This window comes from Rhodococcus sp. F64268, assembly GCF_023015605.1.
In the GTDB taxonomy this organism is placed as follows: Bacteria; Actinomycetota; Actinomycetes; order Mycobacteriales; family Mycobacteriaceae; genus Rhodococcus.
Map to the genome: position 1 here is coordinate 118,387 of NZ_JALKAI010000005.1, position 16,973 is coordinate 135,359.

A 16,973-nucleotide genomic window follows, 5' to 3' on the forward strand; every position below is an offset into this window, starting at 1 on the left:
GGCTAGTCGGAACGCCGGCCGGCTCTACGTCGCGCTGCGTTCGTCCGATCCCATTGCGCCGAGGACGGCTGTGCGTGTCGCCGGACCACCGGTGATGCGGGATTCGCGCAGTCCCGTGAGCAGCAGCTGCCGCCACTGCTCTTCGTCGAACTTGAGCGGTGTTGTGGAATCGAGGAAGTCCTCGATCACCCGCAGGAACCGGATCGGGTCGTCCCGGAACGGAAAATGCCCCGAACCGTGGAATATCTCGAGTCGCGACCCGGGCATGGCCGAGTGCGCGAGGTGTGCGTGTCCGACGGGGATCACACCATCTTGATCACCCCAGATCAGCTGCACCGGGACATCCTCGGTGAGATAGCAACGATCGAGCATCGTCACCACCTGACCACGCCAGTCGACCACCGCACGCAAGGTGCGCAGATATGCCTCGTATGCGGTCGGATCCGGCAGACCGGAGAGGATCCGCACGAGATCGCTCGTGTCGTGGAGTAGGGCTCCGGGCCGTAGCGGCGAGCCGTGGATTTGACCGAGGATGGTGCCCACGACCCTGACCGCGGGCACTGCTCCGGGAATTCTGAGCAGTCTGAGTAATTCACTCACCCCGGGCAGGGATGCGAGCCGCAGTGCCGGATGGACGTCCTTGGTGACGCCACCGGACGACACGAGCACGAGCCGTTCCACCATCTCGGGAAACTGGTAGCCGAACTGCATTGCAACCCCGCCGCCGAGGGAGTGGCCGATGATCGTGGCCCGTTCGACACCGAGCACCGCGAGGAGGTCGCGAATGCCGTTGGCATATGCGGCGACGGAATAGTCGGCGCGAGGCTTGTCGGAACGGCCGTGGCCGAGCAGGTCGGGGGCAATGACCGTGTACTTCTTCGCAAGGTGGGGAATGACGTCGAGCCAAGTGGACGAATTGTCGCCGATGCCGTGGATCAACACCAGGGCCGGACCGTTGCCCGCGAGGCGGAAGGCACGCCGGTACCCGTGAACGGTCCGGAAGACCATCCGAGGTTCCGAATCGGGAACCGGGCGCAATGTGCGCGGTCGCGATGTAGCCATCAGCCTCTCCTGCCGTATCCACGGGTTGCAGCCGGCCGGTCTCCTGTCTGGCTCGGGAGCTGATCCTTGCTTGCCTACCCTTGCATGCCGGGCGAGCATACTTTCTGTATGTGACGTCGGCAATGAGGATCGTGACCGGTATGTAACGCGGCTGCAGCGCTACCGAGCCCTCCCTGGAACCGGCCGCACCGAATTCGTGCCGAGTCGATTCCTGGACAGGCCGGGAGCCGGAGCGTCAGGAGTCGGAGTCCGTGTCACCGTCCTTGCGCTCGTACTCGGCGAGGAATCGTTCGAACTCGGCCCCCAGCTCGTCCCCGCTGGGCAGGCTTTCGTCGGTCGGCAGCGGAGTGGACTGTTGCTCCTGCGCTGCCACGTAGCTGTCGTACTGGCGTTCGAGGGCGCGCACGACGGACAGCACCTCCTCGTTGCCTTCGATGTGCTCGTCGACCTGCTCGCGAACGCGCGCGGCAGCCTCCCCCAACGCTCCGAGCGGAAGATCGAGATTTCCGACCTCCGCGACGTTGATCAACAGCGACTCGGCGGCAGCGGGGTAGTCGGTCTGCGCCAGATAGTGCGGAACATGCACCGAGAATCCGACAGCCTCGTGTCCGTGCTGAGCCATCCGGAACTCGAGCAAGGACGACGCGCCCGCCGGAACCTGCAGTTGACCGGACCACCGGTGATGATCGGCGATGAGATCCTTGTTCGTCGAATGGGCGGTCACGCCCAGCGGACGGGTGTGGGGGATCGCCATGGGGATCGAATTTAGGCCGATCGTGCGTCGGACCCCGAATCGCTCCGCCAGAATGCGGAGCGCCGTGATGAAGCGCTCCCATTTCAGATCCGGCTCGGTACCTGCGAGCAACAGGAACGGAGTGCCCGCGTTGTCGACGAGCGCATACAGGTTGAGTTCGGGCGCCGCGTAGTCGGAGAAGTGATCCGATTCGAACGTCATCATGGGCCGCCGTGAACGGTAGTCGACAAGTTCATCGATGGCGAAGGAAGCGACGACCTCCGTCTCGAGCTGCTCCCGGAGATGAGTGGTGGCCAGATGCACAGCGTGTCCGGCATCGGAGAAGCCCTCCAGCCCGTGCACCAACACAGGCCCCTGTCCGTCGGCCGAGGTCAAGCGAGGCGCGGGAAACTCCAGCTCGTACATCCGGGACTGTTCGTCCATATCCGAACCACTCCGATCACGTCGTCATAGCCTTCTGCCCGGTGGCGCACCGGCGTGGCATGGTGGTGTTCGAGTCTAATTGAACCGAGAACAGCGCTCGACGGGGTGTTCTGCCCCGATGAACGGGAACAGCGGAGGTTCGGGTGGCCGTGAACGCAGTTCGTCGGCGGCGCGACCGGTACGTCGGTCGCATGGTCATGTGCGCGGCACTGATCGCCACTGTGACAGGGTGCTCGACGACAGTGGCAGGCACCGCGTTGCCCAGAACTGCCTCGCGGACGATCGACGTGTCCGGGATCTCCGACCCCGCCCTGGACCGATCGTTGCCGGCTGCGCTTCTGCTGCCCCCGGAGAAGTTCCCCGCCTCGTACCCGGCGGTGACGCTGCCTCCCTCTGCAGTGGCGCAGGCCGCGCCGGACCTGGCAGGGATCCCCGTCGGCGCGAAGGTGGAACCGCCCGGATGTCTCCCGCTCCCGCAGAATTACGGCCCCGACGAAACCGCAATGGCCGTGGGGACCTCCGAGGACGGGCGGGCCACGATCAGCGTCGAAGTGGTGGTGCCGGCACCCACACTCCCCGAACTGAGGAAGCACCTCGGAGAGTGCAGCGAGGTCGATGCCACCGACAGTGGGGTGACCGCCACCGTCACCACCGTCGCCGCGCCGGAGCCGCTTCCGCCGATGGGGGGCGTCCGGACCGTCGCATACACACGCACGGTGGTTTCGGGAGACGATCGCCGGCTGGTCCAGTCGATGGAGACCCGCGGCGCCCAGCTCGGAGATGCCAGGGTCCTGGTGACCTACATGACCTTCGATCGTCGTGAGGTCGACCGCGATGCCCTGGACATCGTCTTCCACAATGCGGTGGTGTATGCCTTCGGAGATTGAGCGAGGGATCTCGTGAAGAGGTTTGCCGACCACTCGCGGCCGGAGCGTATCAGTCTGCGCTGACACTGCCAGCTGTGTCAGCGCCCGGCACGAGGTTGCGCTGCCCGGATTGTCCACAGCCGCCTCATCCATCCACAGATTTGCGGATTCCACGTCCGAGACCCGATCTCGGTCGCCGTGACCATGGATCGTGCTGGGCATGACCGCATCGACCTCATCCTCGCAGCCACTGCACCTGTCGGACATCGGCGAACTGCTCGCCGCAGTGCCGGCCATGCTCGGCTTCCATCCGGCGCGCTCGATTCTCGTATTGAGCCTCTCTCCCGCACAGCGATCATCCAACAGCGATAGGAGAAGCGACGCGATCGGCGCCGTTATGCGCCACGACCTCCTGCTTCCGCGGACCGACGAACCGATTCCTGCACCGATGAGCGCCGCGTTCGAGCGGTTCTGCACGGTCTGCGTCCGCGAAGGAGCACGCGCCGTACTGGTGGTGCTCGTCGACGACCGGCTCGACCATCCCCACTGCCCCGGCTCCGCTGCTGCAGTGCGTCTGGTCGAGGAACTCGCCGAAGAGCTCGCACTGTCCGGCATCGAAGTGGCCGGTGTGCATGCCACCCCCGAAATCGCCCGTGGGCGCGTGTGGTTCACACCGGAAGGCAATGTGAACGGGACGATCCCCGATCCCGAGAGTTCGGTGGTTGCCGCCACACGAGTTTTCGGTGGGAGTCCGATCCGGCGGTCGCGGGACGAACTCGACGCACTGCTCGCTCCGTCCGCGCCGGAGCATCGCAGGCGAGTGGGCCAATGCATCGACGATGTGATCGATGCCCGCGACCTGGCGTACGAGCGCGCTGCACGCGCCGGCGGTTCCGCCCGTGCAGACCGAATGGAACTCGAAACACTGCTCGGCCATCTCGAGGCATTCGGTGACGGGGCGGAACTCCGCGCCCAGGAATACGCCGAAGTGGCCGTACTCCTTGAGAATCCGACGGTCCGTGACGCGACCCTCGCACTGGCGGCGGGGGTGCAGGCGCGCCTCGCCGAGCGTATGTGGGTCGAGCTTGCTCGTGCCTTGCCGGATCCGGAACGAGCCGACGCTGCTGCACTCGTCGCCTTCAGTGCCTACGTACGAGGTGACGGTGCATTCGCGGGCGTCGCGCTCGGAGTGGCCCTGGAATCGAATCCGCGACACCGTCTTTCGGATCTTCTCGACCAGGCGTTGCAGGCCGGGCTGCGTCCCGAAGCCGTTCGTGGTCTTGCCGACACCGGCTACGAGATCGCAGCGCGACTGGGTGTGGTGCTGCCCTTGCCCGGACCGCCCGAATGATCAGGTACGGGCGGCGTGCGCGCGATCACCGAGATTTCGCATGAATTCCCAGGCGTCCGCGACGATCTCGTCGAGGTCTGTGTGCTCGGGTTTCCAACCGAGTTCGTCGATCGCGCGCGCACTCGAAGCGATCAGCACGGCAGGATCACCGGCGCGTCGTGGTGCATCGGCAGCGGCGATCGGAAGCCCGGTGATCCGCTCGCACGACGAAATGACCTCGCGCACGGTGAAGCCCTCACCGCTCCCGAGGTTGTAGATGCGGTGCGCTCCCGCAGTTGCCTTCGACAGCGCCAGCACGTGTGCGTCGGCAAGGTCCTTGACATGGATGTAGTCGCGGATCGCGGTGCCGTCCTTGGTCGGCCAATCCGTGCCGAACACCGAGATGCGCTCGCGTTGCCCCAGGGCGACCTGAAGGACGAGTGGGATCAGGTGTGTCTCGACGACACGATTCTCCCCGGCGCCCCGGTATGCGCCGGCCACATTGAAGTAGCGCAGACTGGTCGCGGCGATCCCGTGCGCGTGGGCGTACGAGGAGATCGCGTGATCGATTGCCAGTTTGGAGGCACCGTACGGATTCGTGGGCCGGGTGGGAGCATCCTCGGTGATCGGTACCTGCTCGGGCTCACCGTAGGTCGCTGCGGTGGACGAGAAGACAAGCCGCGGCGTGCCCGACAATCGCATCGCTTCGAGCAGTGCGAGTGTGCATACGACGTTGCCCTGCCAGTACTTCTCGGGGAACTCGACCGATTCTCCTACGAGCGATTGCGCACCGAAATGGAGAACGCCGTCGAATCGGGGTGAACTACCTCCGGAGCCCAGTATCTCCGCGGCGACATCGGCGATATCACCGTGAACGAACTCGGCGCCCGACGGCACGGCATCGGCGTTGCCGGTGGACAGATCGTCGACGACGACCACGTCGTGGCCACGCTCGAGCAACACGGTGCTGCATACGCTGCCCACATAACCGGCGCCGCCGGTCACCAGAAGTTTCACGCTGGGTCTCCTCTTCCACCGGCCCACCGGCCCGGTGGAAGAGGCCCGGCATCAGACCTGCTTCACCTGCACGGCATGGGCCATCTCGTCGGAAAGCTCGAATGTGTTGTGGCCGGTGACGGTGATCATCACCGAACCCGGACGCGTCTCGACTGTAACGCGTGCGTCGGGCACGACGCCCGCCTCACGCAGGCGAGCGATCACTTCTGGATCCGACTGGACGTACTCGGCGAGTCTGCGCACGACGACCGCGGTGGGCTGCCCGCTCGGAATCTCCGTCAGACGGACCAGTTTCTCGTCCGAGACGGCAGCCTTGTCGAGACCCAGTTCTGCGAGCCCGGGGATCGGGTTGCCGTACGGCGAAGTGGTCGGATTGTTCAGTACTTCGACGAGTCGGCGTTCCACCTCCTCGCTCATCACATGTTCCCAGCGGCACGCCTCGGCATGCACATTCTCCCAGTCGAGTCCGATCACATCGACGAGCAACCGCTCTGCGAGGCGGTGCTTACGCATGACGGACACGGCGAGATCCCGTCCCTTCTCCGTCAACTGCAGATGACGATCACCCGCGACGCGCAGCAGTCCGTCGCGTTCCATGCGGGCGACGGTCTGACTGACCGTCGGACCGCTCTGTTCGAGGCGTTCGGCAATGCGTGCCCGCAGGGGCACCACACCTTCCTCCTCCAAGTCGTAGATCGTCCGGAGATACATCTCCGTTGTATCGACCAGGTCCTTCACTCTCACACCCCTTCGTCTGCGCCCGATTCTAACCGTGGCGTTCAGGTGGTGGGTGAGGTCCGATGCTCGCGTGACCCGGGGCGGGCAAGTAGCGTCTGTGTTCATGACCACGAGCTCCACCGCGGCAGGCGGTTCGACACATCTGGGCGGCGACCGTGTGGTGGTCTGGAGCCCCGATTACCTCGACTATCGGTGGGGTCCGAGCCACCCGATGAACCCGACCCGGCTCGACCTGACGATGGCACTCGCACGCAGCATCGGGCTGCTCGAGGGCGTCGAAACGGTGCGTCCGGACCCTGCGGACGATGCTGATCTCCTTCGCATCCACACATCCGGCTATGTCGATGCTGTCAAGAAGGCCGGATCTGCGCCCGCCGGATCGGAACCTCCGGCGGACACACCGCACGGTTTGGGCACCGAAGACAATCCCATCTTTCCCAAGATGCACGAGGCGAGCGCCACACTGGCGGGCGGCACCCTGGCCGCTGCCCGGGAGATCGCATCCGGCCGGACCCGCAGGGCGGTGAGTATCGGCGGCGGCATGCACCACGCGATGGCCGACTGGGCCGCCGGATTCTGTGTCTACAACGACGCGGCGATCGCCATCTCGTGGTTGCTCGATCAGGGTTACGATCGCATCGCCTATGTCGATGTGGATGCTCACCACGGCGACGGGGTCCAGCACGCATTCCTGGACGACCCGCGTGTGCTGACCGTCTCGATCCATCAGCATCCCGCGACCCTGTGGCCGAACACCGGTTGGTCGAGTGAGGTCGGGGCCGGTGCCGCCGAAGGCACCGCCATCAATCTTCCTGTACTACCCGGCACGGTCGATTCCTTGTGGTTGCGGGCGTTCCAGGCCGTCGTGCCCGGCGCGATCGCCGCGTTCCGCCCGCAGATCCTCATCAGCCAGTGCGGGGCCGACAGTCACCGCGAAGACCCGCTGGCCGATCTGTCGCTCACCGTCGACGGGCAACGTGCGTCGTATCTCGCGATGCGCGACCTCGCCGACCGGTACTGCGAAGGACGTTGGCTTGCATTGGGCGGGGGAGGATACGGCCTGGTCCGGGTTGTACCACGTTCGTGGACACATCTGATCGCCGCGGCGCTCGACCGTGAGATCGACCTCACCGCAAAGGTTCCCGACGACTGGCGCGATCGTGTCGGCGCCATGGCGCGCGGAGTCGAACTCCCCACAGAAATGGGCGAAGGGGCGGACCTGTCGTATCTGGCGTGGGACGGTCCCGGTGGTACACCCGAAACCGGCGTTGCGTCACTCGATCGAGCGCTGACCCGAATCGATTCCGCGATCATCGCTACGCGCCGCGCCTGCTTCCCGCTTCTCGGACTGGACCCGGAGGACCCTCGTGACTGACTCGGAGAGCACGCAGGTACATGCGGGGGAGGAATCGCCTCGCACGCCCGATGCGACTGCCGACCCCGAGCGCGAACGGGCACTGGCGGTCGCGCGTGATTATCCCCGCCACTGGGTTGCCGATGTGCTGGCTTCCGATGGTGGTGTCGTCCATCTGCGGCCGATCGTTCCGGAAGACGCCGACAAGATCGTCGAATTCCACGGCAAGTTGTCCGAACGGACGCGGTATCTCCGATACTTCGGTCCCTACCCGACGATCTCGAAGCGCGATCTGTTCAATTTCACCGTCGTCGACCATCGCAAGCGGGTGGCGTTCGTGGCGATGCTCGGAGACGAGATCATCGCAGTCGGTCGCTACGAAGGACTGTCGTCCGAGGGGGACGGTCTGTCCGCCGAAGTCGCATTCACCGTGTCGGACTCGCATCAAGGTCGCGGGCTGGGGCCCATTCTGCTCGAACACCTCGCCGGCGCTGCCGCGGAGAACGGACTCCGTCGTTTCGTCGCCGAGGTCCTCGCAGAGAACCGCCACATGATCTCGGTCTTCCGTGAGGCCGGGTATCAGGTCAGCCGCAGTTTCGAGGGCGGTGTGGTGCGGTTGGAGTTCGACATCGACCCCACGGAGGCACTCGTCTCGGTGCGCAATGCGCGCGAGCGTGCCGCTGAAGCTCGTAGCGTCCGCAACATTCTGAGTCCGGGAAGCGTCGCGGTGATCGGTGCCTCCACCGACAGCCGGAAAGTCGGCAACGCCGTCCTGGTGAACATGCTGCGCAGCGGATTCACCGGACCGGTCTATCCGGTCAACGCCGAACACCGGTCGGTGCGGGGCGTGCGAGCTTATCCGACAGTGCGCGACATCCCGGACGAGATCGACCTGGCGATCGCCGCGGTTCCCGCCGAATCGATCGACGCGGTCCTCGACGACTGCCTCGCGAAAGGCGTCAAAGCGCTACTCGTCGTGTCGTCCGGATTCGGCGAGACCGGACCCGAGGGACGCGACGCGGAGCGCCGCCTGGCGCATGCCGCGCGTGCACACGGGATGCGATTGATCGGCCCGAACGCCCTCGGAGTCGCCAACAACGATCCGGCGTTCCGGTTGAATGCGACGCTCGCCCCCATACTGCCCGCCGCGGGCAATGTCGGGTTCTTCTGTCAGTCGGGTGCGTTGGGCATCGCGATTCTCGACGAAGCCGCCAAGACCGGAGTGGGCTTGTCCTCGTTCGTGTCTGCGGGAAACCGCGCCGATCTGTCTGGCAACGACCTGTTGCAGTACTGGGACACCGACCCTGCTACCGAGGTGGTACTCCTTTACCTCGAGAGCTTCGGCAACCCACGTAAGTTCTCGCGCATCGCCCGCCGGGTCGCGCGAAGCAAGCCGATCGTGGCGGTCAAATCCGGCCGGCATGCGGTACCTCCGGTGCTCGAGGCCCGTACCGGGGAGATGGACGACGCAATTGTGCGTCACCTGTTCGAGCAGGCCGGCGTTGTTCAGGTCGAATCCATTGCGCAACTGTTCGATTCGGCGTTGTTGTTCAGCTATCAACCGCTACCCGCCGGACCGCGGGTCGCGGTCGTGGGTAATTCCACAGCGCTCGGGGTGCTCGCCGTGGATGCGGCGAGAGGGCAGGGCCTCAAGCCCGCCGACGCAGTGGATCTCGGCGCGCAGGCGACCCCGGAAGGGTTCGCGGAAGCGGTGGCCCGGGCGCTCGGGGCACCGGAGATCGATGCGGTCATCGCCGTGTTCGTTCCCCCGGTTGCGGTGACGGTCGAGCCCTACGCGCAAGCACTGCGCGATGCAGTGGCGGGTGCGGAGAAGCCGGTGGTCACGACATTCCTTGCGACCGAGGGCATCCCTGATGTTCTCGCGGTCCGAGATGAAGAGGGCAATCCGGCCCGGGGGTCGGTACCCTCGTACCCGGGTCCCGAACGGGCCGCGACAGCTCTTGCACGTGCGTGGCGGTATGCCAAGTGGCGGTCTCGCCCCCAGTCGCAGGTTGTCCGTCCCGCGGGGATCGACCCGGAGCGTGCCCGTGCTCTCGTCGACGGCTGGCTCGACACCACGCCCGGCGGCCGCTACCTGTCCGACACCGAGACCGCATTGCTGCTCTCGTGTTACGGCGTGCACATCGCCACCTTCCGGTCGGTGACCACCGAGGACGAGGCGATCGCAGCAGCCCACGAGATCGGCTTTCCGGTGGCAGTCAAGGCGACCGGGGCCCAATGGCGACACCGGCCCGATCTGACCGGGGTCCGGCTCGACCTCGTCGACGCCGATTCGGTTCGTTTCGCCTACCGGGACCTCGCTGCGGTGTCCGGGGAGCCGCTGCTTCATGTGCAGAAGATGGCGACCAAGGGCATCGGATGCGCGATTCGGGTACAGGACGACCCCTCGTTCGGTTCGTTGATCTCCTTCGGAGTCGCAGGCGTGATCTCCGACCTGCTGGGTGACCGCGCCTACCAGGTGTTGCCGCTGACCGAGGACGAAGCCGTCGAACTGATCGACGCACCCAAGGCGGCGCCGCTACTGACCGGCTACCGCAATGCTGCACCGGCGAATCGCGCCGCACTCGTCGATATCGTCCAGCGCATTTCCGCGCTTGCCGACGACCTGCCCGAGGTTCGTGAGCTCGTATGCGAACCGGTGCTGGCGTCGCCGGTCGGTGCCGAGCTCACCGACGCGCACCTGCGGATCGGCCCGGAATCGCAGCATCCTCTCGACCTGGGCCCGCGCCGGCTGCGGTGACCGGAGCGAGCAACCTGCCGACAGCACGATCCCCGAGAACCCAGCCCGGCTCTCGGGGATCGCTGAAGCTGACGCGCCCGGTCAGCTTGCGTAGGCGCGGAGGCGTTCGGCGCGCTCGCCCTCGCGGAGTTTGCCCATCACTTCACGCTCGATCTGCCGTACGCGCTCGCGCGAGAGACCGAACAACTTGCCGATCTGGTCGAGAGTGCGCGGCTGGCCGTCGTCCAGCCCGTACCGGAGGCGGATGACCTGCTGCTCCCTCTCGTCGAGGGTTCCGAGAACGCTGCGGACATCGCTGTGCAGGAGTCCGGCGATCACGGCGGTCTCCGCGGAGGTCGCCTCGGCGTCCTCGATGAAGTCGCCCAGAGGTGCTTCTTCGTCGCTTCCGACCGGCATGTCCAGGCTCACCGGGTCGCGGCTGTGGTCGAGCAGGTCAGCGATCTTCGCGACCGGAATGCCGGATTCTTCCGAGAGTTCTTCGTCGGTGGCCTCGCGTCCGAGCTGCTGGTGCAGTTCCCGCTTGATCCTGGCAAGCTTGTTGACCTGCTCGACGAGATGGACCGGAAGGCGGATCGTGCGGCTCTGATCGGCCATACCGCGGGTGATTGCCTGACGGATCCACCACGTGGCGTAGGTCGAGAACTTGAAGCCCTTTGCGTAGTCGAACTTCTCCATCGCTCGGATGAGACCGAGGTTGCCTTCCTGGATCAGGTCGAGCAGGGGCATGCCGCGTCCGGTGTAGCGCTTGGCCAGCGACACCACGAGCCGCAGGTTCGCTTCGAGTAGATGACTACGAGCTGCCTGGCCTTCGCGTACGACGATCGCAAGGTCGCGCTTCTTTGCAGGTGAGAGACGCTTTTTGGTCTCGAGCACGTGCTTGGCATAAAGGCCGGCCTCGATCCGCTTTGCCAGTTCTACCTCGTCCGCTGCGGTCAGCAATGCCGTCTTTCCGATGCCGTTCAGATAAACGCGCACAAGATCGGCGGCGGGACTTTGATTGTCGAGGTCGGAATTGACTCGAGCGGTTGTTGCGGGGCGTGCCATGACGTGCCTCCTCATCGGTGGTGTCTCACAGGGTTCAACGCTCGGGTCACCTGGGAAAGTTCCCGCCGGTTTCCGAGCCGCAGTGCTGCGACCTGCGCGAACCTGGTAGCTCGTCTGAGAAGTTGCTGAGAGATCGGGGAAGGGGCGCCGTTGCGGGAACTGCCCCGCCCGCTCGGATCTATACCGGCGTGACGAGACCGTGACGGACGAGTCCCTGCATCAGAGGCACCGCCATCGCCGCCAACTCGTCCTCGTCCTCACCGTGGGCCGCGGAGAGCAGTGAGACCAGATCGCCCAGGGGGAGGCCATCGGAACGCAGGCCGCCGAGCAGGGCAGCTGCCAGGTCGTCCAGTTCGTGCTGCCACGCGGGGCCGCCCCCGCGATGCACCCGGGTGACAACCTGATTCCAGCCTTCCTCGCCGGGGAGGAAGACGCGCTCGAGTGCAGTGTCGTCGCGTACCTGGAACCGAGATTCGAGGAGATCGTGGTCGCGTAACCACTGGAGGCGTGCGAAATAGTCGATCGATTCCGGCCCGAGCGCATCGGTGAAGGCATGGCGCAGGTCCTCGGCCAGCACATCCGACGGCTCATCCGTGCGACGCAGATAGACGAACCCGAAGCCGACACCCTCGACGCAGTTGCGTGCGAAATGGTCGAACCACTCCTCGGCGCGTCCCGCGACTGCCGGGTCGCGCTGGTCGGCGTCGCCATCGCGGAGCCAGGTCCCTATGTACAGAGCCGGATCAGCCACGTCACGCTGCACGATCCATGCATCCACACCGTGGGCCGGTAACCACGACGCGACGCGTGCTCGCCAGTCCTGGCCTTCGATATGAACCCACGACGCCAGGATGGACGCGGTCCCGCCCGGATTCAGGTGGTCGACGCTCTGCGAGATCATCAGCTTGCTCGCGCCGTCGAGATCGAGACCGGAATCACGGTAGCTGTGCTCGACCTGGCCGCTGCTCACCACGAACGGAGGGTTCGCGACGATTCGGTCGAAGCGGCGGCCGGCAACGGGTTCGAACCACGAGCCTTCGAGAAGTTCGAGGTCCAGTTCGTTCAGCGCGGCGGAGGCCGCGGCCAGTGTCAGGCAGCGCGGTGTGATGTCGGTCGCGGTCACGGTATCGGCGTACTCGGTCGCGTGGATCGCCTGGACGCCGCACCCGGTGCCGAGATCGAGTGCGGAACCCACCGGGTCGGTGGGAGTGGCCTGCAACAACGAGAGCGATGCCTGGCCGACGCCCAGCACATGATCAGGACGAGTAGGGCTGGGTCGAAGCGCACCGTCGAGGTCCGACAGAACCCAGAGGTTGCCCCCGCCGGCGTCCAGCGGCCGCAGATCCAGCGCCGACCGCACACCGTCCGCGTCACGTTCGAGCAGACCGGAGGCGATCGCGTCGTCGAGATTCAGAGGTGCAAGTGCCGCGGCGACCTCGTCGGCCGGGCAGGTGTCCTGTAAAAGGAACAGCCGCACGAGCACACCGAGATCACCCGCGCCACGCGAGGCACGCCGTGCGGCGACCGGTTCGCTGCGCCCCAACGCGGCGTGAGCTTCCGCGCCCAGGAGTTCACGCACGCTGTCGATGTCATAGCGACACCGGATCAACGCAGTGCGCAGGGAGGGGCAGATCGACAGAAGTAGGTCGCGGTCCACGGAAGCATTCTCGCAGCCGCGTGTACAGGTGGGCCCGGTGCCCACCCCCGCGCCGAATGTCCGTGATGTCTGTGCGTGCGCCGAACGTCGGTCGGCCGGTCCGGTCAGCCGTCGATGACGCGATGCTCGGATCGCTCGAGCGCCGCAAGTTCCCTGTGCCTGCTGTCCCAGCGGCTCGGCTCATCCTTGCGTCGTGGCGGCCGGTCGTTCGCGATGAGCACCGCGATCCACGGCAGGGGGATCGAGAGCCCGATGATCGCCATCGCGATCCACGGGTTCGCCCACACGCCGTACGAGATGGCTGCCAGGATCAGGGCGGGAATGCGGAAAGCCATCAAGGTCATGTACTTACGGACCCGCGCTCGGTGCTGGTCCTCGAGAGACGCCTCCGCCTCCGTGATCAGGACCGGGTTATCGGGCGATCCGCTCTCGTGGGATCCGCCGAAACCAGGTGTTCGTGCCATATCTACTACTTTCCCACGCCCATAGATCGAATGCACATACCGGTCCGGGGGTGCGGTGCGGCATCATGGACACGTGAGCACGGATATCAAGGAACGGCCGGATACCACCACCGACGAAACCACCAGCGACGACACCCCCAAGTTCTTCCACTACGTGAAGAAGGACAAGATCGCAGAGAGCGCCGTCATGGGGACCCACGTTGTTGCACTGTGTGGTGAGGTCTTTCCGGTGACCATGTCGCCGAAGCCTGGTTCGCCGGTGTGCCCCGAGTGCAAGAAGGTCTACGAGGGCCTGCGCAAGGGCGACTGAGGAAGTCGGGTCAGGGACTCACGCTCCACTGCCCCCGGTCCTCGCGGCGAAACCGGACCACCATCGGCCGAGGTGCTCGATGCCTCCTCGGCCGTTTCGTCGTGCCTGGATCCTCCGGAGGGATCCGGCCTGTCGACCGGGCATGTGTCGGGCCCACCTTCGTCGGACGGACACGCGTCGTCGTAGCCGGGCAGTTGATCGGAACGAAGAAGATCGGTGAGCCGGATAGGACTCGCCATGGTGATCCGACGTGTCAGGTTGGTGACCGGACCCTCCTCGGGCGACGGCTGCTTGTCCGCCTGCTCGGCGAGCCACACACGCCACTGTTCGATCCGTGTTGCTCGCGCAGGCCACATCTCCTGGATCGTGGCATTGAACTCGGCACCGATCACCACCGCGAAGCCGAGGAAGAATGTGAACAGCAGGAACGCAATGGGCGCGGCCAGTGCGCCATAGGTGTACCCGTGTTCGGCAATCCAGGTCAGGTACCTGCGCAGGCCTGCGCTCGCGAGAATGAAGAACGCCCCTGCGAGTACTGCTCCGCCGAGCAGGCGATGCCACGGCAGAGTCTTCGGCAAGGCCACTTTGTACAGAGTGGTCAGGGCAATGAGCAGGAGCAGACCGACAGCCGGGTAGTAGAAGGTGTCGACGATCTGCGAACCCACCGAGTACCACGACTGGGGTAGCAATCGGCCGATCATCGTCGGCCCCAGTGCCACCAAGGGCAACGTGATGACCGCCAGGATGAGAAACATCACGTACAGCAGCAGACCGAACACTCGCTGCCAGACCGGGTGACGATGGTCCTGTTGCCCGTGCGCCTCGACGATCGAATCCACGAACGTGGCGACGGCCGAAGATCCTGCCCAGAGCGACAGGAGAAAGCCCAATGACATCACATCCGCGCGTCCACGGTTGAGCACGTCGTAGACCGTCGGCGCGATGATCTCATCGACGACGCTGTCGCTGAATGCGGTGCGTGTGAACGTGACGATCTTGGACACGATGATGTTGGGAATGTCGGGTCCGAACCATCCGCCCACGTAACCGAGGCTGCCGAGCAGTCCCAGGAGTAGCGGGGGGAGCGACAGGGTCTGCCAGAACGCGGCGGTCGCGGCCTTGCTGAAGATCGAGTGATCCCACGCGGACTGCGCAGTGTGACCGAAGACCCGACCGCACGCCCGTACCGCGCGCCCGATGCGGCGCGGTCCGGGCACGTGGGGCACAGCTGTGGCGTTCATCTACTTCCAGCATTCCTGATGACACGCCGCGATGCGCGCACCACATGCGGTTGTCGGTACTTCGGATTCTGTCACGACCGTCACTTTCCCTCGTCGTCGGCCTGGCGGTTCGGGGCGTCGATCGCGGGGCCGAGGCGATAGGCTGCATGGCGGTCGGTGATCGGTTGGCCAGTCCTGCCGTCACAGACCGGAGTTGAGCGGACAAGGAGCACGAAGAACCGGTGAGCACTGAAACCGTCGGACAAGCTACGACCTCCGCCCCCGGAGGACAGCTGCGCGCATGGCAGCGTCGCGCCCTGACCAAGTACCTCGCCACCAAACCTCGCGATTTCCTCGCGGTGGCCACGCCGGGGGCGGGCAAGACCACATTCGCGCTGAGGGTCGCGTCGGAACTGTTGAAGGACCGGACCGTCGACCAGGTCACGGTCGTTGCCCCCACCGAACACCTCAAGCACCAGTGGTCGTCCGCAGCGGCCCGACTCGGCATCGCCCTGGACTCGAACTTCACGAACTCCACAGGGCAGACCTCGAGCGACTACCAGGGCGTCGTCGTGACCTATGCGCAGATCGCTTCCCACCCGTTCAAGCACCGTGTTCGCACCGAAGCGCGCCGCACGCTGGTCATCCTCGACGAGATCCACCACGGTGGTGACGCCAAGAGCTGGGGGGAGGGAATTCTCGAGGCGTTCGGAGATGCGACACGCAGACTGGCGCTGACAGGCACCCCGTTCCGTAGCGACGACAGTGCCATTCCGTTCGTGACGTACGAACCGAACGAGGAAGGCCTGATGCAATCGAAGGCCGACCACGCGTACGGATATTCCGATGCACTTGCAGATGGCGTCGTCCGGCCGGTCGTGTTCCTCGCCTACTCCGGCGAAGCCAGGTGGAGAACCAGTGCGGGGGAGGAATACACCGCCAGGCTCGGTGAGCCGCTCAGCGCCGAGCACACGGCGCGCGCCTGGCGTACCGCGCTGGACCCGGAGGGTGACTGGGTGCCTGCCGTGCTGGGTGCCGCCAACACCCGCCTCGAGCAGTTGCGCGCGGGCGGCATGCCGGACGCGGGCGGCCTCGTCATCGCGACCGATCAGACTGTCGCTCGTGCGTATGCGAAGACTCTCGAACGCCTCACGGGTGAGCCGCCTGCCGTCGTCCTTTCCGACGATCCCACCGCATCGTCGCGTATTTCAGAGTTCAGCGCGGGCACCCAACGGTGGATGGTGGCAGTCCGAATGGTGTCCGAGGGAGTCGATGTCCCCAGGCTCGCCGTCGGCGTGTATGCGACCAGCGCCTCGACTCCGCTGTTCTTTGCTCAGGCGATCGGGCGTTTCGTGCGTGCGAGGCAGAAGGGGGAGACGGCCAGTGTGTTCCTCCCGTCGGTACCGGTGCTGCTCGAACTCGCCAGTCAGCTCGAGGCACAGCGCGACCATGTCCTGGGAAAACCGCATCGAGTCAAAGAAGGCTTCGACGACGAACTGCTCGCCGACGCCAATCGCAGGAAGGACGAGCCGGGCGAGGACGAGAAGGCCTATACCTCGATCGGTGCGGAGGCCGAGCTCGATCAGGTGATCTACGACGGTTCGTCCTTCGGCACTGCCACGTTCTCGGGTAGCGACGAGGAAGCGGACTATCTCGGCCTGCCTGGGCTACTTGATGCAGACCAGATGAGAGCGTTGCTGCGTCAGAGACAGGAGAAGCAGCTCGACAAACCTGCGGCCCAGCAGACGCCGAGTCCACCGCAGCAGGTGGCCGAACGGATCGCTGCGGCCGATGAGCTGCCCCAGCTGCGGCGCGAACTCAATTCCTTGGTAGCGGTCGTGCACCACCGCACTCGTAAACCACACGGCGTGATCCACGGGGAGCTGCGACGTCAGTGCGGTGGGCCGCCGACCGCAATGGCGAGCGCCGAGCAGTTGCGCGATCGCATCGCGATTCTGCGGAGCTGGTGACGC

At 65.5% G+C, this 16,973-nt stretch carries 14 protein-coding genes; 6 read left to right on the forward strand and 8 right to left on the reverse strand.

Annotated elements, in window-relative coordinates; translation table 11 throughout:
• Positions 1 to 24 precede the first annotated feature (24 nt).
• Both MWU77_RS15485 and MWU77_RS15490 read right to left on the reverse strand, forming a co-directional pair.
• A complete protein-coding gene (locus MWU77_RS15485) occupies positions 25 to 1,062 on the reverse strand; it encodes an alpha/beta fold hydrolase (protein WP_169688801.1) in 1,038 nt (345 codons plus the stop codon).
• Positions 1,063 to 1,297: 235 nt separating this feature from the next.
• Positions 1,298 to 2,239 carry a proteasome assembly chaperone family protein gene (locus MWU77_RS15490; RefSeq protein WP_169688802.1) on the reverse strand — a complete coding sequence of 314 codons (942 nt, stop codon included), beginning with the start codon at positions 2,237 to 2,239 and terminating at the stop codon, positions 1,298 to 1,300.
• Positions 2,240 to 2,388: 149 nt separating this feature from the next.
• Here MWU77_RS15490 and MWU77_RS15495 point away from each other — a divergent pair, with 149 nt between their 5' ends.
• Together MWU77_RS15495 and MWU77_RS15500 are read left to right on the forward strand one after the other, a co-directional pair.
• The gene (locus MWU77_RS15495; protein ID WP_247274175.1) at positions 2,389 to 3,126 is read left to right on the forward strand and encodes a DUF5642 family protein; all 738 of its coding nucleotides are present in this window, start codon (positions 2,389 to 2,391) and stop codon (positions 3,124 to 3,126) included.
• A gap of 199 nt (positions 3,127 to 3,325) precedes the next feature.
• The gene (locus MWU77_RS15500; RefSeq protein WP_247274176.1) at positions 3,326 to 4,456 is read left to right on the forward strand and encodes a DUF4192 domain-containing protein; all 1,131 of its coding nucleotides are present in this window, start codon (positions 3,326 to 3,328) and stop codon (positions 4,454 to 4,456) included.
• Here the strand turns inward: MWU77_RS15500 and galE are convergent, their stop codons facing one another.
• Positions 4,457 to 5,452 (reverse strand): UDP-glucose 4-epimerase GalE, encoded by a 996-nt coding sequence (gene galE / locus MWU77_RS15505; protein ID WP_169688804.1) that lies wholly within the window; start codon positions 5,450 to 5,452, stop codon positions 4,457 to 4,459.
• A gap of 51 nt (positions 5,453 to 5,503) precedes the next feature.
• The gene (locus MWU77_RS15510) at positions 5,504 to 6,190 is read right to left on the reverse strand and encodes a metal-dependent transcriptional regulator (RefSeq protein ID WP_169688805.1); all 687 of its coding nucleotides are present in this window, start codon (positions 6,188 to 6,190) and stop codon (positions 5,504 to 5,506) included.
• Between the two features lie 103 nt (positions 6,191 to 6,293).
• Between MWU77_RS15510 and MWU77_RS15515 the strand changes: the two genes are divergently transcribed.
• Positions 6,294 to 7,565, forward strand: coding sequence for an acetoin utilization protein AcuC (locus MWU77_RS15515; protein ID WP_247274177.1), 1,272 nt, complete (start codon positions 6,294 to 6,296; stop codon positions 7,563 to 7,565).
• A gap of 82 nt (positions 7,566 to 7,647) precedes the next feature.
• Positions 7,648 to 10,305: a bifunctional GNAT family N-acetyltransferase/acetate--CoA ligase family protein gene (locus tag MWU77_RS15520; protein WP_169688927.1), complete on the forward strand. Its 2,658-nt coding sequence runs from the start codon at positions 7,648 to 7,650 to the stop codon at positions 10,303 to 10,305.
• Between the two features lie 81 nt (positions 10,306 to 10,386).
• Here the strand turns inward: MWU77_RS15520 and MWU77_RS15525 are convergent, their stop codons facing one another.
• The 3 genes from MWU77_RS15525 to MWU77_RS15535 all read right to left on the reverse strand — a co-directional run bounded on the left by MWU77_RS15525 (position 10,387) and on the right by MWU77_RS15535 (position 13,470).
• Positions 10,387 to 11,349, reverse strand: coding sequence for a sigma-70 family RNA polymerase sigma factor (locus MWU77_RS15525; protein ID WP_169688807.1), 963 nt, complete (start codon positions 11,347 to 11,349; stop codon positions 10,387 to 10,389).
• Positions 11,350 to 11,527: 178 nt separating this feature from the next.
• The gene (locus MWU77_RS15530; protein WP_169688808.1) at positions 11,528 to 13,006 is read right to left on the reverse strand and encodes a methyltransferase; all 1,479 of its coding nucleotides are present in this window, start codon (positions 13,004 to 13,006) and stop codon (positions 11,528 to 11,530) included.
• Between the two features lie 104 nt (positions 13,007 to 13,110).
• On the reverse strand, positions 13,111 to 13,470 hold the full coding sequence (locus MWU77_RS15535; RefSeq protein WP_169688809.1) for a DUF3099 domain-containing protein: 360 nt from the start codon (positions 13,468 to 13,470) through the stop codon (positions 13,111 to 13,113).
• 73 nt (positions 13,471 to 13,543) lie between these two features.
• On the opposite strand from MWU77_RS15535, the gene MWU77_RS15540 reads away from it, so the two are divergent.
• Entirely contained in the window at positions 13,544 to 13,780 is a 237-nt protein-coding gene (locus tag MWU77_RS15540) for a DUF3039 domain-containing protein (protein ID WP_169688810.1), read from the forward strand.
• On the opposite strand, the gene MWU77_RS15545 is transcribed toward MWU77_RS15540, so the two are convergent.
• Entirely contained in the window at positions 13,753 to 15,021 is a 1,269-nt protein-coding gene (locus MWU77_RS15545; protein ID WP_169688811.1) for a YihY/virulence factor BrkB family protein, read from the reverse strand. The two genes, MWU77_RS15540 and MWU77_RS15545, sit on opposite strands and share 28 nt — an antisense overlap.
• Positions 15,022 to 15,242: 221 nt before the next feature.
• Between MWU77_RS15545 and MWU77_RS15550 the strand changes: the two genes are divergently transcribed.
• Positions 15,243 to 16,970, forward strand: coding sequence for a DEAD/DEAH box helicase (locus tag MWU77_RS15550; RefSeq protein ID WP_169688812.1), 1,728 nt, complete (start codon positions 15,243 to 15,245; stop codon positions 16,968 to 16,970).
• Positions 16,971 to 16,973 lie beyond the last annotated feature (3 nt).